Source organism: Bradyrhizobium sp. HKCCYLR20261 (assembly GCF_051168435.1).
In the GTDB taxonomy this organism is placed as follows: Bacteria; Pseudomonadota; Alphaproteobacteria; order Rhizobiales; family Xanthobacteraceae; genus Bradyrhizobium.
In genome coordinates this window covers 77,948-94,496 of sequence record NZ_JBNPUZ010000006.1, presented here as the reverse complement: position 1 = coordinate 94,496, position 16,549 = coordinate 77,948, and the positions used below count along the sequence as shown (strand labels likewise).

At 64.3% G+C, this 16,549-nt stretch carries 15 protein-coding genes and 1 tRNA gene; 8 read left to right on the top strand and 8 right to left on the bottom strand.

The genetic code is table 11. The features are described from left to right. Positions 1-35: 35 nt before the first annotated feature. On the top strand, positions 36-1,778 hold the full coding sequence (locus ACQR1L_RS15850) for a methanol/ethanol family PQQ-dependent dehydrogenase (protein ID WP_434858869.1): 1,743 nt from the start codon (positions 36-38) through the stop codon (positions 1,776-1,778). 113 nt (positions 1,779-1,891) lie between these two features. Here the strand turns inward: ACQR1L_RS15850 and ACQR1L_RS15845 are convergent, their stop codons facing one another. From ACQR1L_RS15845 to ACQR1L_RS15820, 6 genes are all read right to left on the bottom strand, one after another. Further along, on the bottom strand, positions 1,892-2,071 hold the full coding sequence (locus ACQR1L_RS15845; protein WP_434858868.1) for a hypothetical protein: 180 nt from the start codon (positions 2,069-2,071) through the stop codon (positions 1,892-1,894). A gap of 359 nt (positions 2,072-2,430) precedes the next feature. Next, positions 2,431-2,856 (bottom strand): response regulator, encoded by a 426-nt coding sequence (locus ACQR1L_RS15840; RefSeq protein WP_434858867.1) that lies wholly within the window; start codon positions 2,854-2,856, stop codon positions 2,431-2,433. Then, entirely contained in the window at positions 2,853-3,299 is a 447-nt protein-coding gene (locus ACQR1L_RS15835; protein ID WP_434858866.1) for a response regulator, read from the bottom strand. Before ACQR1L_RS15835 ends, ACQR1L_RS15840 begins: the two co-directional genes overlap by 4 nt. A 219-nt stretch (positions 3,300-3,518) precedes the next feature. After that, positions 3,519-4,364 carry a GRP family sugar transporter gene (locus tag ACQR1L_RS15830; protein ID WP_434858865.1) on the bottom strand — a complete coding sequence of 282 codons (846 nt, stop codon included), beginning with the start codon at positions 4,362-4,364 and terminating at the stop codon, positions 3,519-3,521. Positions 4,365-4,380: 16 nt separating this feature from the next. Beyond that, positions 4,381-4,884, bottom strand: coding sequence for an NUDIX domain-containing protein (locus ACQR1L_RS15825; RefSeq protein ID WP_434858864.1), 504 nt, complete (start codon positions 4,882-4,884; stop codon positions 4,381-4,383). 186 nt (positions 4,885-5,070) lie between these two features. Further along, positions 5,071-5,145 (bottom strand) — tRNA-Asn (locus tag ACQR1L_RS15820). A 258-nt stretch (positions 5,146-5,403) separates the two neighbouring features. On the opposite strand from ACQR1L_RS15820, the gene ACQR1L_RS15815 reads away from it, so the two are divergent. From ACQR1L_RS15815 to ACQR1L_RS15795, 5 genes are all read left to right on the top strand, one after another. Further along, complete coding sequence (locus tag ACQR1L_RS15815) at positions 5,404-5,589, top strand: hypothetical protein (protein WP_434858863.1); 186 nt, start codon at positions 5,404-5,406, stop codon at positions 5,587-5,589. A gap of 147 nt (positions 5,590-5,736) precedes the next feature. Then, entirely contained in the window at positions 5,737-6,402 is a 666-nt protein-coding gene (locus ACQR1L_RS15810) for a protein-L-isoaspartate O-methyltransferase family protein (RefSeq protein WP_434858862.1), read from the top strand. 282 nt (positions 6,403-6,684) lie between these two features. After that, entirely contained in the window at positions 6,685-8,070 is a 1,386-nt protein-coding gene (locus ACQR1L_RS15805; protein WP_434858861.1) for a TolC family outer membrane protein, read from the top strand. 378 nt (positions 8,071-8,448) lie between these two features. Further along, entirely contained in the window at positions 8,449-9,192 is a 744-nt protein-coding gene (locus tag ACQR1L_RS15800; protein ID WP_434859243.1) for a PopZ family protein, read from the top strand. Between the two features lie 310 nt (positions 9,193-9,502). After that, positions 9,503-12,367: a valine--tRNA ligase gene (locus ACQR1L_RS15795; protein ID WP_434858860.1), complete on the top strand. Its 2,865-nt coding sequence runs from the start codon at positions 9,503-9,505 to the stop codon at positions 12,365-12,367. A 79-nt stretch (positions 12,368-12,446) separates the two neighbouring features. Here ACQR1L_RS15795 and ACQR1L_RS15790 read toward each other — a convergent pair whose 3' ends face one another. Next, positions 12,447-13,085 (bottom strand): DNA-3-methyladenine glycosylase, encoded by a 639-nt coding sequence (locus tag ACQR1L_RS15790; protein WP_434858859.1) that lies wholly within the window; start codon positions 13,083-13,085, stop codon positions 12,447-12,449. Positions 13,086-13,220: 135 nt separating this feature from the next. Between ACQR1L_RS15790 and lipA the strand changes: the two genes are divergently transcribed. Beyond that, entirely contained in the window at positions 13,221-14,180 is a 960-nt protein-coding gene (gene lipA, locus ACQR1L_RS15785; RefSeq protein WP_434858858.1) for a lipoyl synthase, read from the top strand. Between the two features lie 10 nt (positions 14,181-14,190). Then, positions 14,191-14,664, top strand: a complete 474-nt coding sequence (locus ACQR1L_RS15780) for a type II toxin-antitoxin system RatA family toxin (RefSeq protein ID WP_434858857.1) — start codon at positions 14,191-14,193, stop codon at positions 14,662-14,664. Between the two features lie 373 nt (positions 14,665-15,037). On the opposite strand, the gene ACQR1L_RS15775 is transcribed toward ACQR1L_RS15780, so the two are convergent. Next, a complete protein-coding gene (locus tag ACQR1L_RS15775) occupies positions 15,038-16,300 on the bottom strand; it encodes a methyl-accepting chemotaxis protein (protein WP_434858856.1) in 1,263 nt (420 codons plus the stop codon). Between the last annotated feature and the right edge of the window lie 249 nt (positions 16,301-16,549).

Below are 16,549 nucleotides of genomic sequence, written 5' to 3'. Positions count from 1 at the left end.
AAAGAAGCGAACAACGAAGCAGGGGAGGTTTGTCCATGTCCATCACATCCACGACGATCAAGCAATGGCTCCTATCGAGCGCCGTCGCATTCACCTGTCTCGCGGCGCCTGCCGCAGTTGCCGGTCCCATCGAGTCCTACAGTCCGGTCACGCCCGCGCGGCTCGAGAATCCCGAGCCCGGCAACTGGATGCTCTACCGCCGCACCTATGACGGCCAGGGCTACAGCCCGCTCGATCAGATCAACACCTCCAACGTCAAGGGCATGGTGCCGGTCTGGACTTTCGCCACCGGCGTGATCGAGGGCCACGAGGCGCCGCCGCTGATCAACAATGGCGTGATGTTCATCACCACGCCAATGGGGCAGGTGATCGCGCTCAACGCCAAGACCGGTGATCAGTACTGGCGCTACAAGCGCGAGCTCCCCGATGATCTGTTCCAATTGCATCCGACCAACCGCGGCGTCGGGCTGTGGCAGGACAAGCTCTATCTCGCAACGACCGACGATCATCTCGTTGCGCTCGACGCCAAGACCGGCAAGGTGCTGTGGGACAAGAAGGTCCAGGACTACAAGAAAGGGCAGTATCTCACGCTGATGCCGCTCATCGTCGACGGCAAGGTGATGGTCGGCGGCTCCGGCGGCGAGTTCGGCGTGCGCGGCTATGTCGCCGCTTATGATGCCGAAGACGGCAAGGAACTGTGGCGCACCTTCACGATCCCCGGCGAGGGCGAACCGGGACACGACACCTGGAGCGGCGACGACTGGAAGAACGGCGGCGGCTCGGCCTGGATGACCGGCACCTACGACAAGGATACCAAGACGGTCTATTGGGGCGTCGGCAATGCCGCGCCGTGGCCCGGCAATCTGCATCCCGGCGACAATCTCTACACCAGCTCGGTGATTGCGCTGGATCCGGCGACAGGCAAGATCAAGACGCACTTCCAGTATCACCAGAACGACTCATGGGACTGGGACGAGGTCGACGCGCCGATGCTGGTCGACCTGCAGCGTGACGGCCGAAGCTTCAAGAGCCTGATCCATCCCGGCCGCGATGCAATCTTCTGGGTGCTCGAGCGCACGCCGGAGCGCATCAACTACGTCAACGGCTGGACCTTCGTGCACACCGATGTGTGGAAAGGCATCGAGCCGGAAACAGGACGGCCGATCGTCGATCCCGCGCACAAACCGACGCTCGGCAAGCGGGTCGACTTCTGTCCGTCGCTGTGGGGAGGCAAGGACTGGCCATCAGCTGCCTACAGCCAGAAGACGCGGTTCGTCTATGTGCCGGCGAACGAGAACTTCTGTGGCGGCTTCACCGGCGAAAAGCTGCCGCTCGTTCCAGGGCAGCTCTGGCTCGGCACCAAGGCCGAGGACATCGGGCTGACGGTGCGGCCCGGCGCCGACCATTTCGGCGAGCTTCAGGCGTGGGATCCGGCGAGTGGCAAGAAGGTCTGGTCGCACAACTTCCCGAAATCTCACTTGTTCGGCTCGGTCACCGCGACCGCGGGCGATCTCGTTCTGGTCGGCGGCACCAACGACCGGATGTTCCGCGCCTTCCATGCCAAGACCGGCGAGCTGCTGTGGGAGCAGAAGACGAACTCCGGAATCATGGGCATGCCGGTCGCCTATGAGGTCGACGGCACGCAGTACATTGCGGTGCAATCGGGCTGGGGCGTCGACGCACAGCGCATCCAGGATGCGCTGGCCAAGGGCAATACCGGTCTGGAGGACAACGTGCCGCAAGGCGGCGTAGTCTGGGTCTTCGCCCTCAAGAAATAGGCGACTCAAGCGGCATGGCGGCGAGCGGATGTCGCCGCCATGTCACCGGGGCTGAGATGTGTAGACGTCACCGCGTGATCGCTGCACGTCCGGTCACCACGCGCGGACGCGAATCAGCAGGCCGCGCTCCAGCCGTCCGGAAACGGGATCAGCGGCCAGGCGCCATGATTGTCGTTGGCGGCCTTGGGGGGATACGGAAACGAAAACAAGCGGGTCATGGAATCTGTCTCGGGCTCAGGCGCAATAGCCGTTCTCACTACATCCATCAACAACTCGTATTCGACTTCGCTCATCGCACCCTCGCGTCAACTGCGAGCCACGATCGCAAAACTCCATTTTGTCCGGTTTGAGCGGATCGCTCAAATTTGAATCATCACGGACGAACGACCCAATTGGTTACCAGTCTCTTTCGTTCCTGAGACGGTACCTCGATCCGCGACGCTCCGGTGTGAACGACGTCACATCTCCCGGAACTTTGTTGTCCCAAGCTTGCCTCGTTGCATCGGCTGGGCCGGTGTCTGGATATGAGGAGGGTGACACATGAGCGCACGCTACGGACGGCGAATTGCCGCATGCGACAGGGCCGCGCCACGTTCGACGCTCAACCTGCTTCTGAACCTGCTGCTCGCGTCTTGCGTGCGGCGTCGCCGCGTCAAGCGACCTGCTGTCGCGGGTTCGCTGCCTCAGCGGCCGGTCCCGTCTCGTAACCGAGAATGTCCCGCATCAATTGCGACAGGTCTTTCGGCTTGAACGGCTTCGGCAGACGGTGAAGGCCGCTCGCTATGGCGGAGAGCCCGAAGACATCGGACGCTCCACATCCGGATTCCAGCACCATGCCCGACATCATCACGATGGGCATGTTCGGTCTGGCGGCGCGAGCCGCCCGGATCACATCGCCGCCGTCCATATCGGCGAGGTTGAGATCGATCAGGGCAGCCGCGAAATCGTCGCGTGTGACCGCGTCGATTGCCTGCCGGCCATCGGTCATCGCGGTTACGGCGTATCCCTCGCGAACGAGAAGATGTTGGAGGACGCAGACGACGCCGACTTCGTCGTCGACGACCAGGATGTTCGTCATGAAGCCCTCCTGACCGATGTGTCTGCCGAGAGTGGTTGCGGAGCGTCGGCCAACAATTTCTGACGCACCTCGATCGCGCGATCGATGGATTCGAGCAGGTCGAGAATGTCAAACGGCTTCTGTAGCGCAGCCGTCGCTCCGAGCCTGATGGCCATGCCGAGGAAATCGGGAGCGCCTTGTTTCCTGTCGGTGAATGCGTAGCCTGAGATCGCGATGAACGGCACGGTCGGATCGATCTTGATCAGCTCGCGGATCGTTGCAATTCCGTCCATCCCGGGCATGAACATGTCGATCACCACGGCATCGAACGAAACACTGCCTATCAATCGAATTCCGGTCGGTCCGTCCGGCGCGAGAAAAACGCAGAATTTCTTCTTCTTCAGCAATGTCTCCAGCGCCGCACGCGTTGCGTAATCATCATCAATAATTAGTACGGTAGGCATGGGCCACCTCAGTATCAGCTGGACTGAAGGACTCGCACGCTACGAGAACAAATATCTCGGACTCAAAAATGACAAAGTAATTAACACTGAATTAGTTGCCTCCGATTTGCAACCAGGAGTTTTACGGATCGCCGTGGCAAGAATCCCGCTGTTTTGTGCAACACGATGTGAACATGGAACCGTCGTGTGCACAGCGAACAGTTGGGGCAACGAACAGTGTCAGGTCGGCTTGAGCAGCGCGATGATCACGAGCCCGGCCGCGACGAGCGCGGCGCAGCAGAGGCGTCGCGGCGTTGCCCGTTCTTTCAAGACGAGCACCGCAATCAATGTTGCGAACACCACGCTGCACTCGCGGAACGCCACGACGCTCGCAATTGGATTGCGGCTCAGTGCCCATAGGAACACGGCAAACGAGGTGAGCCCGAGAAGTCCGGCGATCACCACCGGCATGAAGGCATCACGCATCGCGACGACGATGGTCCGACCTTGGAACATCGCAGCGACAATGAAGAAAGCCATGCTGTCGAGCACGATCAGCCAGGCCGTAAACGACGCCCAACCTGCGGCCTGTCTCGTGCCCCAGGCATCGATCACCGAATAAGCCGCCACCAGCGCAGCGGCACAGGTCGCTGCCGCGAACGGGCGACGATCGATCGGGCCGTGGCGCCGGTCGAGCGCCAGGCCGATGATGCCAATGACGATCACGGCAATTCCGGCCAATTGACCAGCCGACGGCATTTGCTGAAGCGCGAGAGAGGCGAACAGCGTGGCAAACAACGGAACGGTACCGCGCGCAATTGGATAGGCGCGTCCCAGATCGCCAGAGCGGTAGGCTGTCGCGAGGCTCGCCTTGTAGCCGGCGTGAAGGGCGAGCGAAGCTGCGAGGATCGGCCAGGTCGCCGCCGCCGGAAACGGGACGAAAAACAGGAAGGGCAGCGTGACCACGCTGCTCACCAGTCCCATGCCTGCCAGAATGGCGAGGCCGCTGCCGGTCTTGACGATGGCATGCCAGCCGGCGTGGAGCAGGCCAGCCAGCAGCATCAGCAGCGCAGCGACGGGATCCAACGGCTCTGTCCCGGACCTAGCTTTCGGGCCGCCAGGTCGGAGCGGCGAAATAGGGGACGGGCGAGCGATCGAGCGCCTGCCGCGAGATGATGCGGCTCGATGGAGAGATCGGAAGCTGCGTCCACTCGTTGCGATCGGCGAATCGCAGACTTGCGATTTCTTCACCATCAGGCGTGAGCTCGCCGCCGACGATCACGGCCTCGAAGGCGACGACTGTGTAGTAGGTGAGATCGCCGTTCGGATAGCGAATCAGGAATTCAGGGCCGCCGAACACGCCGAGCAGGCGTTGCGGCCGGACCAGCAGACCCGTCTCTTCGAAGCATTCGCGAATCGCCGCATCGGCCGGGTGCTCATTCGGATCGATCGCTCCGCCCGGCAGGGTCCAGAGGCCGGTTTCGGCGTCGTGGCCCAGCAGAATGCGGCCGGCGTCATCGAACACCGAGATCGAAACCGCTGTCGTGGCCAGGAGATCGTGGCCGATCTTGCTCCGGACGGCCTTGAGATGATCGGAAATGGGCATTTGGGCCGTCTTTTGCGGGAAAGGACCCTCGCTTGCCCGACCGCCGATGTGGCGTCAAGGCGACCCGGGCTGGCCCTGCCGGACGACTCGCACGTCATCGCAGTCCGCCGCGTTCAGAAAACCAGCCGATTGAACAAGAAGATGGAGGGAGGAGGGGGGAAGTAGAGCCATTCGGCACCGCCAGAATGGCTCCCCGGGCTGGATTCGAACCAGCGACCATTCGATTAACAGTCGAATGCTCTACCGCTGAGCTACCGAGGAACAAGCGAAGCAAAGCTCCGCGAACGGCGCTGCGTATAACAAAGCCTTTTGGCCTTGCATAGGATGAAATCGCATCTTTGCGACGATTGCGCGTCGGATGACAAAGCTGCGGCAAAACAGAGAGTTATCTTGGCTCTGACCGATCGGTGGGCACGATCCGCCCACAGATGGATGACAGGAATTTCACTTGGAGGGGAGTAAACCGCCACCGATAGTTGGACGGAACCACCCTGTGCCCGCAGTCATGGAGTGTCGCGTATGCCCAATACCATCATCCAGTTCACCCAAGCGGTCTCAGCACCTTCGCTGATTCCCGACCAAGTCGAGCGTCTCAGCGACGACGAGTGCCTGACGCGGCTGGCGGCGGCGGTCACCGGCGGTGATTCCCATCAGCTGGACGAGATCGTGCAACTCATCGGGCGTCTGGCGGTCGTGATCGAATAGTCGGTCGCCCGGCCGCCAGCGATCGCGTGCGCATTCGGCAGCCAGGGGGGCCCCCTGTGAACCCCTGTGTTGCCTTTTCGGGAGCCTTGTACCAAAAGATCGCGCAGACCGCTTCGCGGTTCATTCCTTTTGCTTGCAGGTCTGCTCATGTCTTCATTCGCGACGGCGCGCCAGAAAATGGTCGATGGTCAGGTTCGGACCAACGACGTGACCGATCACCGCGTGCTCGATGCGTTGCTGACCGTGCCGCGAGAAGCCTACGTTCCGGCCGATCGTCAGGCGCTGGCCTATCTCGATCAGGACCTCGACGTGTCCGAGTCGGGGGCTGCCAAACGCTTTCTCATCAAGCCGATGTTGATCGGGAAGCTGCTGCAGGCGGCCGAGATCAAGTCGACCGACAGCGTGCTCGTCGTCGGCTGTGCGACCGGCTATCTGGCGGCTCTGGCCGCGAAGCTTGCTGGGAGCGTCACGGCGACGGAGGTTGATCCGGCACTCGAAGGTCGGGCCAAGCAGCTGCTGGCTAACGTCGACGGTTGCCCGGTCACGATTCGCGTCGCGCCTGCCGGGCAGGGCGACCCGGCCGATGCCAGATTCGACGTGATTCTGCTGAATGGGGCCACCGAGGTGGCGGTGGACGGTCTTTGCCGGCAGCTCAAGGAAGGCGGCCGGCTGCTCGGTGTGTTCGCCAAGACGACGCCAGCGCGCGCCATGATCTTTACGCGATCGCATGGTGACATCGGCAGCAGGGTGCTGTTCGACGCCGCGGCCCCGGTCATTCCCGGTCTCGAACGGCTGCCCGAATTCGTGTTCTAAGCATCGGACGAATCTGTCGAGAGCTGCTGGACTTCGCTGCACGCGGCTGGCGGAGTGCGGACGCTCCGAGTCGTTCCGGCGGCCTCGGTCTGGCAAAATTCTGTTTTAAATCAGAAGTGTGGCCCGGATGCTGCACGTTGACAGTTTTCAGCATCAGTTCCAGGCTTGGGTGGTTCCGTTGCGCTTGCATGGGGAATAAGGTGCGAGGTGCGCGGGAGTCTCATTAACAGGTTACGGCCCGGCTCTGGCGTTCGAGCCGGTAACAAAATGAATGGAACAGGGATGTTTGGGGTGAAGGTCGTCACCGCAGCGGCGGCTGCGGTTCTCGTGATGGCTTGTGTAGGCCCGACGCCTGCGCTGGCCGACACGATCGAGGCTGCGCTGGTGCGCGCCTATCAGAACAACCCGCAACTGAACGCGTCGCGGGCCCAGGTTCGTGCGGTCGACGAAAGCGTGCCGCAAGCGCTGTCTGGGTATCGGCCGAAGGTCAACCTGACTGCGACGGCGGGTATTCAGTACACGGACTTGCAGGCAGCGCCGGGGACGACGGCAGTTAACGGCGTACAGAGGCCCCGCAGCGTCGGTCTGACCGTCAACCAGAACCTCTATAACGGCAATCAGACGGGAAACGGCGTCCGCAAGGCCGAGGCGAGCGTGTCGGCGCAACGCGAGGCTCTGCGCGTTCTGGAACAGCAGGTGCTGCTGCAGGCGGCGACGATCTACATGGACTATCTGCGCGATGCGGCGATCGTCGAGGTCCAGCGCAGCAACACGCGGGTGCTGGAGCAGACGCTCAAGCAGACCCGCGATCGGTTCAATGTCGGCGAAGTCACCCGCACCGACGTCGCGCAATCCGAGGCTCAGCTCGCCGCCGGCCGCACGCAGCAGCTCACGGCAGAGGCCCAACTCACCGCGACCCGCTCGAACTTCCGCCGAATCATTGGAAACGATCCCCAGAACTTGGCGCCGGGCGCTCCTGTCGATCGTTACTTGCCGCCGTCCCTGCAGCAGTCGGTCGAAACGGCCCTGACGGAAAACCCGAGCGTGACCTCGGCGATGTACGGCATCGACGTCCAGTATCTTGACACGAAGATCAAGGAAGGTGCGCTGCTGCCGACCGTCAACGTCCAGGCTCAGGCCCAGCAGGGTTATGAGGCGAGCCTGCAATCCTATAAAGGGTTCAGCGCGTCGGCTATCGCGTCGCTGACCGTCCCGATCTACAACGGTGGGGCTGAATATTCGCTGATCCGGCAGTCCAAGGAGTCGTTGGCGCAGCAGCGTCTGGTCCTGGAGCAGACGCGTGATCAGGCTCGCTCCGACGTGGTATCTGCCTGGGGCAAGCTGCTCGCGGGCAAGGCTCAGGTTCAGTCGGCGCAGGCCCAGGTGGCGGCCTCCGAGATCGCCTTGAACGGCGTGCGCGAGGAGGCCAAGGCGGGTCAGCGGACTACGCTGGATGTCCTCAACGCTCAGCAGGCACTGGTCAATGCGCGAAACTCGCTGGTGAACGCACAGCACGATCGCGTGGTCGCATCCTACTCGGTACTTCAGACCGTCGGGCGGCTGTCCCCGCAGGTGCTGAACCTGCCAACGTCGACTTATGACCCCTCCGTCCACTACCAGCAGGTCCGCGACAACTGGGCGGGTGTCCGGACGCCGGATGGTCGTTAGTTCATTCTTAACGTCGAGACGCATCCCCCGGTCCTTGGCCGGGGGATTTTTTTATGGCACATGTTCAGGTTGTGATGAATGGGCGACGCTTCACCGGCGAGCTCCGTGCTCCACCGGTTCGCGGCGGGCGTTGCTTGCATTCATTTGTTGCCATGACATAGCCTCAAAATGGCCGCCGAACGATTCGGACTACGTCGGATGTTCTTCCAAGAATAGACGTCGACATGGACAGTATCGTTCTGTTGTTTTGCATCGATCTGGCCTCGTCTGGAGACAAGTCGGCATGTCCGTTGAGAAGTTCACGCCACTTGGATCCGGCGCCCGAGACTTTTGCGCTGCGCCGGTTCGTGCGGCAGCGTCGCTGATTTGGAGTCGGAAATGACGCAGCCTGCGAAGGTCCAAGAACCCTCCATGGAGGAGATTCTGGCGTCGATCCGGCGTATCATTGCCGATGACGAGGGCAAGCCGGCGGCGGCCGAGAAGGCTGCCGCGCCGGAGCCGGTCAAGGCCGAGAAGCCGGCGGCTGCTGCCGCGCCGAAGCCGGTCATGAACGACATTCCGCCGTCGAAGATCGCGCCGGCGAAGCCGGCGCCTGCGCCGCCACCAGCTGCAGCTGCCAGCAACAGCCAGGACGACATTGACGCATTGCTGGCGGGTTTGGATGAAACGACTCCGGCCGTAGAAGCTCGGGCGCCAGAGCCGGAGCCCGAGCCGGAACCAGAAGTACTCGAGTTGACGGACGACATGGCCGTGGCCCCACCGACACCTGCTCCAGCACCCGCCCCAGCCCCCGCCGCGGCTTCATTCAAGAAGGTGGAGCCGCAGGACGACATCGAATTCATCGAGGCCGGACGGGTGAACAAGAAGGCTGCAAGCTTCGACTCCGCCTTTGAGCCGGTGGCGCCGAAGCAGCCGATCCTGGCGCCGCAGACGGTGAATGCCGTGGAATCGGCGTTCAATGCGCTGGCCAACACCGTGCTGAGCAACAATGCCCGGACGCTGGAGGATCTCGTCAAGGAGATGCTGCGGCCGATGCTCAAATCCTGGCTGGATGACAATCTGCCGGCGCTGGTCGAGCGGATCGTCAAGGCGGAGATCGAGCGCGTGTCGCGCGGCCGCTGACATCTTGCGGACGTCGGCGTGCCGGTTCGAGGGCCGCCGTGAGTTGCCGCCGGGGACCGGCTGACCTCAATGTTTGCCGACGCTGTTGACTTGGCGAGCGGCGGCGGCTTTCTAGCCATGACAAGCTGATGCTGCCCGACGGATCGGGGAAACGCTCTCTTGGGAGCGCGATCCGCGGCCGGACATCAGTCCGAAAAGAGCCCAAGCACCAACAGCTTGCGCGAGCTTTTTCAGGTCGCGACCGCAGACCGGGACAAGTTTCGCCACCTTCCGAATTGGACAGCCGGCCGCGCGCCAGCTGGGAAACGTCATGATCGATAAGAATTACCAGCCCGCCGACCTCGAAGGCCGCATGTCCCTGGTCTGGGAGGATGCGCGCGCGTTCTCCGCCGGCCGCCCCGACCGCCGCGACGCCGATCCCTTCACCATCGTCATCCCGCCGCCGAACGTCACCGGCTCGCTGCACATGGGGCACGCCCTCAACAACACGCTGCAGGACATACTGTGCCGGTTCGAGCGCATGCGCGGCCGCGACGTGCTGTGGCAGCCTGGCACCGACCATGCCGGCATCGCCACCCAGATGGTGGTCGAGCGCCAGCTGATGGAGCGCCAGCAGCCGGGCCGCCGCGAGATGGGTCGCGAGAAGTTTCTCGAGCGCGTCTGGCAGTGGAAGGATGAGAGCGGCGGCACCATCATCAACCAGCTCAAGCGCCTCGGCGCGTCCTGCGACTGGGGCCGCGAGCGCTTCACCATGGACGAGGGCCTGTCCAAGGCCGTCGTGAAGGTGTTCGTCGAGCTGCACCGCGCCGGCCTGATCTACAAGGACAAGCGGCTGGTCAACTGGGACCCCAAGCTTTTGACGGCGATCTCGGACCTCGAGGTCCAGCAGATCGAGGTCAAGGGCAACCTCTGGTACCTGCGCTATCCGATCGAGGGCAAGACCTTCAGTCCCGAGGATCCCGCGAGCTTCATCGTCGTCGCCACCACGCGTCCCGAGACCATGCTGGGCGACAGCGCGGTCGCCGTGCATCCCGATGACGAGCGCTATCAGCACCTTGTCGGCAAGCGCGTGATCCTGCCGCTGGTCGGGCGCGAGATCCCGATCGTCGCCGACACCTATTCCGATCCGGAGAAGGGCACCGGCGCGGTCAAGATCACGCCGGCGCACGACTTCAACGACTTCGAGGTCGGCCGGCGCCACGGCCTGCCGCAGATCAGCATCCTCGACCGCGAGGGTTGCATCGCGCTGGTCGACAACGAGGACTATCTGCGCGGCCTGCCGGAGGGCTCCGAGGAGTTTGCGAAGGAGTTCCACGGCATCGAGCGCTTCGCTGCGCGTAAGAAGATCCTGGAGCGGCTGGAAGCCTTCGGCTTCCTCGAGCGCATTGAGCCGAACACGCACATGGTGCCGCATGGCGACCGCTCCGGCGTCGTCATCGAGCCGTATCTGACCGACCAGTGGTACGTCGACGCCAAGACCCTGGCGCAGCCGGCGATCGCGGCCGTGCGCTCGGGCGCGACGACGTTCGTGCCGCGCAACTGGGAGAAGACCTATTTCGACTGGATGGAGAACATCCAGCCCTGGTGCATCTCGCGCCAGCTGTGGTGGGGCCATCAGATCCCGGCCTGGTACGGACCCGACGGCAAGGTGTTCGTTGCCGAGACCGAGGAGGAGGCCGTCGGTCACGCCATCGGCTACTATGTCGAGCAGGAGGTCATCACGGCGGAGCAGGGCCGTGAGATGGCGCTCGACCGCAACAAGCGCGAGGGCTTCATCACGCGTGACGAGGACGTGCTCGACACCTGGTTCTCCTCGGCGCTGTGGCCGTTCTCGACGCTCGGCTGGCCCGACGATACGCCGGAGGTGAAGCGCTACTACCCGACCAACGTGCTGGTCACCGGCTTCGACATCATCTTCTTCTGGGTCGCCCGGATGATGATGATGGGCCTCCATTTCATGAAGGAGGTGCCGTTCTCGACCGTCTACATCCACGCGCTCGTCCGCGACGAGAAGGGCGCCAAGATGTCGAAGTCGAAGGGCAACGTCATCGATCCCTTGGCGCTGATCGACGAGCACGGCGCCGACGCGCTGCGCTTCACCTTGGCTGCGATGGCTGCCCAGGGCCGCGACATCAAGCTGTCGACGCAGCGCGTCGAGGGCTACCGCAAGTTCGCCAACAAGCTCTGGAACGCCAGCCGCTTCGCCGAGATGAACGGCTGCACCGTGCCCGAGGGCTTTGATCCGGCCTCCGCCAAGGAGACGCTGAACCGCTGGATCGCCCATGAGGCGGCCGCCGCCACGCGCGAGGTCACCGAGGCGCTGGAGGCCTATCGGTTCAACGATGCGGCCAACGCGATCTACCGCTTCGTCTGGGACGTCTATTGCGACTGGTATGTCGAGCTCTCCAAGCCGACCTTGCTCGGCGAAGAGGGGCCGGCCAAGGACGAGACCAAGGCGATGGTCGCCTGGGCGCGCGACGAGATCCTCAAGCTGCTGCATCCCTTCATGCCCTTCATCACCGAGGCGCTGTGGGAGTCGACGGCCAAGCGCGACAGCCTTCTCACGCTCTCGCCCTGGCCGCACCGCGTCGACACGCCAACCGTGGCCGAGATCGCCGCGCTGTCCGCTGCCAGCTTCGGCGATCCGCTGGTGCCGCCGGTGCTGGTGTCGTTCGACGCCGCCAGCTTCAAGGACGAGGCGGCCGAGGCCGAGATCGGCTGGGTGGTCGATCTCGTCACCGCGATCCGCTCGGTCCGCGCCGAGATGAACATCCCGCCGGCGACCCTGATGCCGCTCGCCCTCGTCGGTGCCTCCGCGGAGACCCGTGACCGCGCGCCGCGCTGGAGCGAGGTGATCAAGCGCCTCGCGCGGCTGTCCGACATCTCCTTCGCGGACACCGCGCCCGAAGGCTCCGCCCAGCTCGTCGTCCGCGGCGAGGTGGCCGCGCTGCCGCTCAAGGGCGTCGTCGATCTCGCCGCCGAGCGCACCCGGCTCGGAAAAGAAATCGCCAAGGCCGAGGCGGACATCGAGCGCGTCGACAAGAAGCTCGGCAATGAGAAGTTCGTCGCCAACGCGCCCGAGGAGCTCGTTGAGGAGGAGAAGGAGAAGCGCGAGGCGGCGCTCGCCCGCAAGGCCAAGTTCCAGGAGGCGCTGTCGCGGCTGCAGGGAGTCTGACGCGAAGCGCCCTCCGCGTCATTGCGAGCGCAGCGAAGCAATCCAGAGTTTCGGCGAAGTCCCTGGATCGCTTCGTCGCTTACGCTCCTCGCGATGACGGCGGAAACGGCTTGCTCACGAACCGCGAGCCCTTGAGACCGAAGCGCCAGGGCTTCTCGATGGCCTTGGTGATGCCGATGCGGACGCCGGTGACGACTTCGACATCGGCTGGGCGCGCGAACAGCTCGACCGGCGGAGCATCGAGGGGCAGGCCATTGTGCGCGATCGTCACGCCCATCGCTTCTGTCAGCTTGCCCGGCCCCGAGCCCAGCATCCGCACGTCCGCCAGCCCGCGCCGCCGCTTCATCTCCTCGATCCCGAGCGTCGGCTCGATCGCCCGGATCAAGACCGCGCTGGCCGAGCCCTCGGGCTCGCAGACGAAGTTCACGCACCAATGGATGCCGTAGGAGCGGTAGACATAGGCAAAGCCGGGCGGGCCGAACATCACCTGGTTGCGCGGCGTCGGGCCGCGGAACGAGTGCGCCGCCGGGTCGGTGTGGTGATAGGCCTCGACCTCGACGATCACGCCGCCGACGCCGTCGACCAGGAACGTCGCCCCGATCAGATCAGGCGCCACTTCAAGCACGTCGCGGGCGAAGAACGCCCGCGTCAGCCGCTTGCCTGGCGCTGCGCGCGGGGGCCGGGAAACTCCGGTGGTTTTTGCCGGTTTTTGCGCCATTCTTGAAGAATTCCGCCGGGATCAGCGCGGTTCCGCGCTGCCCATATCTGCCATGCCCTGGTATCCTCGGCCAGCCGGTTGCGGCGCAGCCCGGCACGGAATAGCTAGGGCGCAACAGAGCTTTGCCAGGTCCCCATGGTCACCATCGTCGACATCAACGCGAACACGCCGCTGCGCCCCCGTCACCCGGAGAAGGTGAACCGGCCGGACTCGGTCTCGCCGGCCAAGCCCGCCTGGATCCGAGTCAAGGCGCCGACCACCCGCGGCTACGCCGACACCCGCAACATCGTTCGCGAGAACGGACTCGTCACCGTCTGCGAGGAGGCCGGCTGCCCGAACATCGGCGAGTGCTGGGACAAGAAGCACGCCACCTTCATGATCATGGGCGACACCTGCACCCGGGCCTGCGCCTTCTGCAACGTCAAGACCGGCATGCCCGCCGCGCTCGACGCCGGTGAGCCCGAGCACGTCGCCGAGGCCACCTTCAAGCTCGGCCTGACCCATGTCGTGGTCACCTCGGTCGACCGCGACGATCTCGCCGATGGCGGCGCCGCCCATATCGCGGCGACGATCCGCGCCATCCGTGCGAAGTGCCCGACCACCACGATCGAAGTGCTGACACCCGACTTCCTGCGCAAGGACGGCGCGCTGGAGCAGGTCGTCGCTGCCAAGCCGGACGTCTTCAACCACAATCTCGAGACCGTGCCGTCGCGCTATCTCTCGGTGCGCCCCGGCGCGCGCTACTTCCACTCGATCCGGCTGTTGCAGCGGGTCAAGGAGATCGATCCGACCATCTTCACCAAGTCCGGCATCATGGTCGGCCTCGGCGAGCAGCGCCACGAGGTGCTGCAGGTGATGGACGATCTGCGCTCGGCCGAGGTCGATTTCCTGACCATCGGGCAGTATCTGCAGCCGACCAAGAAGCACCACGCCGTGATGAACTACGTCACGCCGGAGGAGTTCTCCAACTACGAGACCGTCGCCTACACCAAGGGCTTCCTGATGGTGTCGGCCAGCCCGCTGACGCGCTCCTCCCACCACGCCGGCGAGGATTTTGCCAAGCTGAAGGCCGCGCGCGACGCGCTCGCGCGCTGATCGAGACGAGATGCCGAGATTTTCCAACAAGCGCCGTGTCGCGCACACGGCCGACCAGATGTTCGACCTCGTCGCCGATGTCGAGCGCTATCCGGAGTTCGTGCCGCTGTGCGAGAAGCTGGTGGTGCGCCAGCGCAACGCGAAGCCTGACGGCACCGAGGTCGTCGTCGCCGACATGACGGTGTCGTTCAAGCTGGTGAAGGAGACCTTCACCAGCCGCGTCACGCTGGATCGCGCCAAGCGCAACATCCTGGTCGAATATGTCAGCGGGCCGTTCTCCAGCCTGGAAAACCGCTGGAGCTTCGAGCCGCGCGAGCAGGGCGCCTGCGAAGTGACGTTCTTCATCGCCTACGAGTTCAAGAGCCGCATGCTAGCGATGCTGATGGGTTCGATGTTCGACACGATCTTCGCGCGGATGTCGGCGGCGTTCGAGAAGCGGGCGGACGCGATCTACGGGCGCAAGCCGGCGGTGTCGCCGACGTAAGGTCTTGCTGCTATCGATGATCGGCCTCAGTCGGCACCACACTCTCCGCCGTCATCCCCGCGAAAGCGGGGATCCATAACCACAGGATGGTTTGTGGCGGCAGGCAGGCAACTCCGACCTCGTCTCACCACATCTGCTGCGGCGTATGGATCCCGGGTCGGCGCCTCCGCGGCGCTTTGCGCCGCTGAGGCTTGCCCGGGATGACAGCGGAGGGTGGCGGCTGGTGAGCTTGCCAACTCACAGCAAGCTGCGGCCGCGAAGCCGTCGCCAGCGCAACTTGGCTTCAAAATTCTATCCACGTTTCAAACAACTGCTCCGCGACATCGTCGCGGAGCCGGTCTGATCGCGGACCCTGTCAGCCTGCGATCTTGCCCTACGCCGCCTGCACGGCGGTCAAAAAGTCCTTCACCTTGCCGCGCAACTCGTCGGCATGCTTGGAGAGCTGCCCCGCAGCGCCCAGCATCTGCCGCGCGGCGCCGCCGGCGGACTCCACCGTCTGGCTGACCGAGCCGATATTGGTGGCGACCTCGCGGGTGCCGCTGGCGGCCTGGCTCACGGAGCGCGCGATCTCCTGCGTGGCGTGGCCCTGCTGATCGACGGCGGTCGCGATCGTCTTGGCGATCTCGCTGATCTGGCCGATGGTGCCGCCGATGCCCTGGATCGCCGCCACCGTATCGCTGGTGGCGCGCTGCATCGCGCTGATGTGGGCCGAGATCTCGTCGGTCGCCTTCGCGGTCTGGCTCGACAGGCTCTTCACCTCGGAGGCGACGACCGCGAAACCGCGGCCGGCATCGCCGGCGCGCGCCGCCTCGATCGTGGCGTTCAGCGCCAGCAAATTGGTCTGGCTCGCGATCGCGTTGATCATGTCGGTGACGGCGCCGATCTTGGCGGCGGCGTCCGCGAGGCTGTTGACGAGGTCGTTGGTGCGCGACGACGCCTCGACCGCTTCGGCCGCGATGGTCGAGGAGGTCGCGACCTGGCGGTTGATCTCGCTGACCGAGGTCGACAGCTCCTCGGTCGCGCCGGCCACCGATTGCACATTGGACGAGGCGGAGCTCGACGCCGAGGCGACCAGCGCCACGCGCTGGGCGGCCTGGTCGGCGGTCGCGGTCAGCGACCCCGCCGTCGCTTCGACCTCGCGCGAGGCGCCGGAGATGGCATTTGCGATCCCGCCGACCGTGGTCTCGAAATCCTTGGCGAGCTTCTCCAGCGCGCGCTTCTTCTCCTCGCGCGCGGCGACGAGGTCGGAGAGATCGCGGCGGAAGCTGAAGACGTAGGTCTTGCCCTCGATCTGGGCCGGCACCAAGGTGATCTGGACCAGGGCAGGGCTGCCGTCGGCGCGCTTGGTGGTCCATTCGAAGCTGGCATGGCCCTCGCGCTTGGCCTTGGCGTCCATCTCGCGCACGACATCAGCGGATTTCTTGCCGTTGGGCTGGACCTCGGGGGCCATCGCCGCCGGGGAACGCGACAGCAGGTCCTGCTTGCTGCGGAAGCCGCCGAAGCGCACCGCGCTCTCGTTGCAGGCGATGATCTTGCCCTCGGACATTACCAGGATGGCGTCGCGATGGCGTTCGAACAGCTCGGCCATCAGGAGGTTGTGCACGCGATCAGCCGACTTGCCGGAGAAGAAAGCCATGGGGGTCCCGAATCCACTGTCAGAGAAGAATGCACCAGAGCTAGCAGGGCAAAATTAACCAAAACCTTCGGCCGCTGGCCGACACCCGTAATCTTTCGATCGTCCTGCGAACTGCGGCTGACGCGACGCAGCAGGGCGCCTCTCGCGGCGCAGGCGCGCCCGAGGTGATGGTGATCGACGGGCCCTCCGGAGATCACGAGGGCGCAGGGAATGCCGGGCGCTGGCCGCAACCCATGGCCCGCCTGCAAC

Bases quoted from the DNA above. Each gene is read 5' to 3' on its own strand.
- lipA (WP_434858858.1), top strand. From the start codon at position 13,221: ATGGTCACCATCGTCGACATCAACGCGAACACGCCGCTGCGCCCCCGT.
- ACQR1L_RS15810 (WP_434858862.1), top strand. From the start codon at position 5,737: ATGTCTTCATTCGCGACGGCGCGCCAGAAAATGGTCGATGGTCAGGTT.
- ACQR1L_RS15845 (WP_434858868.1), bottom strand. From the start codon at position 2,071: ATGAGCGAAGTCGAATACGAGTTGTTGATGGATGTAGTGAGAACGGCT.
- ACQR1L_RS15775 (WP_434858856.1), bottom strand. From the start codon at position 16,300: ATGGCTTTCTTCTCCGGCAAGTCGGCTGATCGCGTGCACAACCTCCTG.
- ACQR1L_RS15850 (WP_434858869.1), top strand. From the start codon at position 36: ATGTCCATCACATCCACGACGATCAAGCAATGGCTCCTATCGAGCGCC.
- ACQR1L_RS15815 (WP_434858863.1), top strand. From the start codon at position 5,404: ATGCCCAATACCATCATCCAGTTCACCCAAGCGGTCTCAGCACCTTCG.
- ACQR1L_RS15835 (WP_434858866.1), bottom strand. From the start codon at position 3,299: ATGCCTACCGTACTAATTATTGATGATGATTACGCAACGCGTGCGGCG.
- ACQR1L_RS15795 (WP_434858860.1), top strand. From the start codon at position 9,503: ATGATCGATAAGAATTACCAGCCCGCCGACCTCGAAGGCCGCATGTCC.
- ACQR1L_RS15790 (WP_434858859.1), bottom strand. From the start codon at position 13,085: ATGGCGCAAAAACCGGCAAAAACCACCGGAGTTTCCCGGCCCCCGCGC.
- ACQR1L_RS15805 (WP_434858861.1), top strand. From the start codon at position 6,685: ATGTTTGGGGTGAAGGTCGTCACCGCAGCGGCGGCTGCGGTTCTCGTG.
- ACQR1L_RS15800 (WP_434859243.1), top strand. From the start codon at position 8,449: ATGACGCAGCCTGCGAAGGTCCAAGAACCCTCCATGGAGGAGATTCTG.
- ACQR1L_RS15825 (WP_434858864.1), bottom strand. From the start codon at position 4,884: ATGCCCATTTCCGATCATCTCAAGGCCGTCCGGAGCAAGATCGGCCAC.
- ACQR1L_RS15840 (WP_434858867.1), bottom strand. From the start codon at position 2,856: ATGACGAACATCCTGGTCGTCGACGACGAAGTCGGCGTCGTCTGCGTC.
- ACQR1L_RS15780 (WP_434858857.1), top strand. From the start codon at position 14,191: ATGCCGAGATTTTCCAACAAGCGCCGTGTCGCGCACACGGCCGACCAG.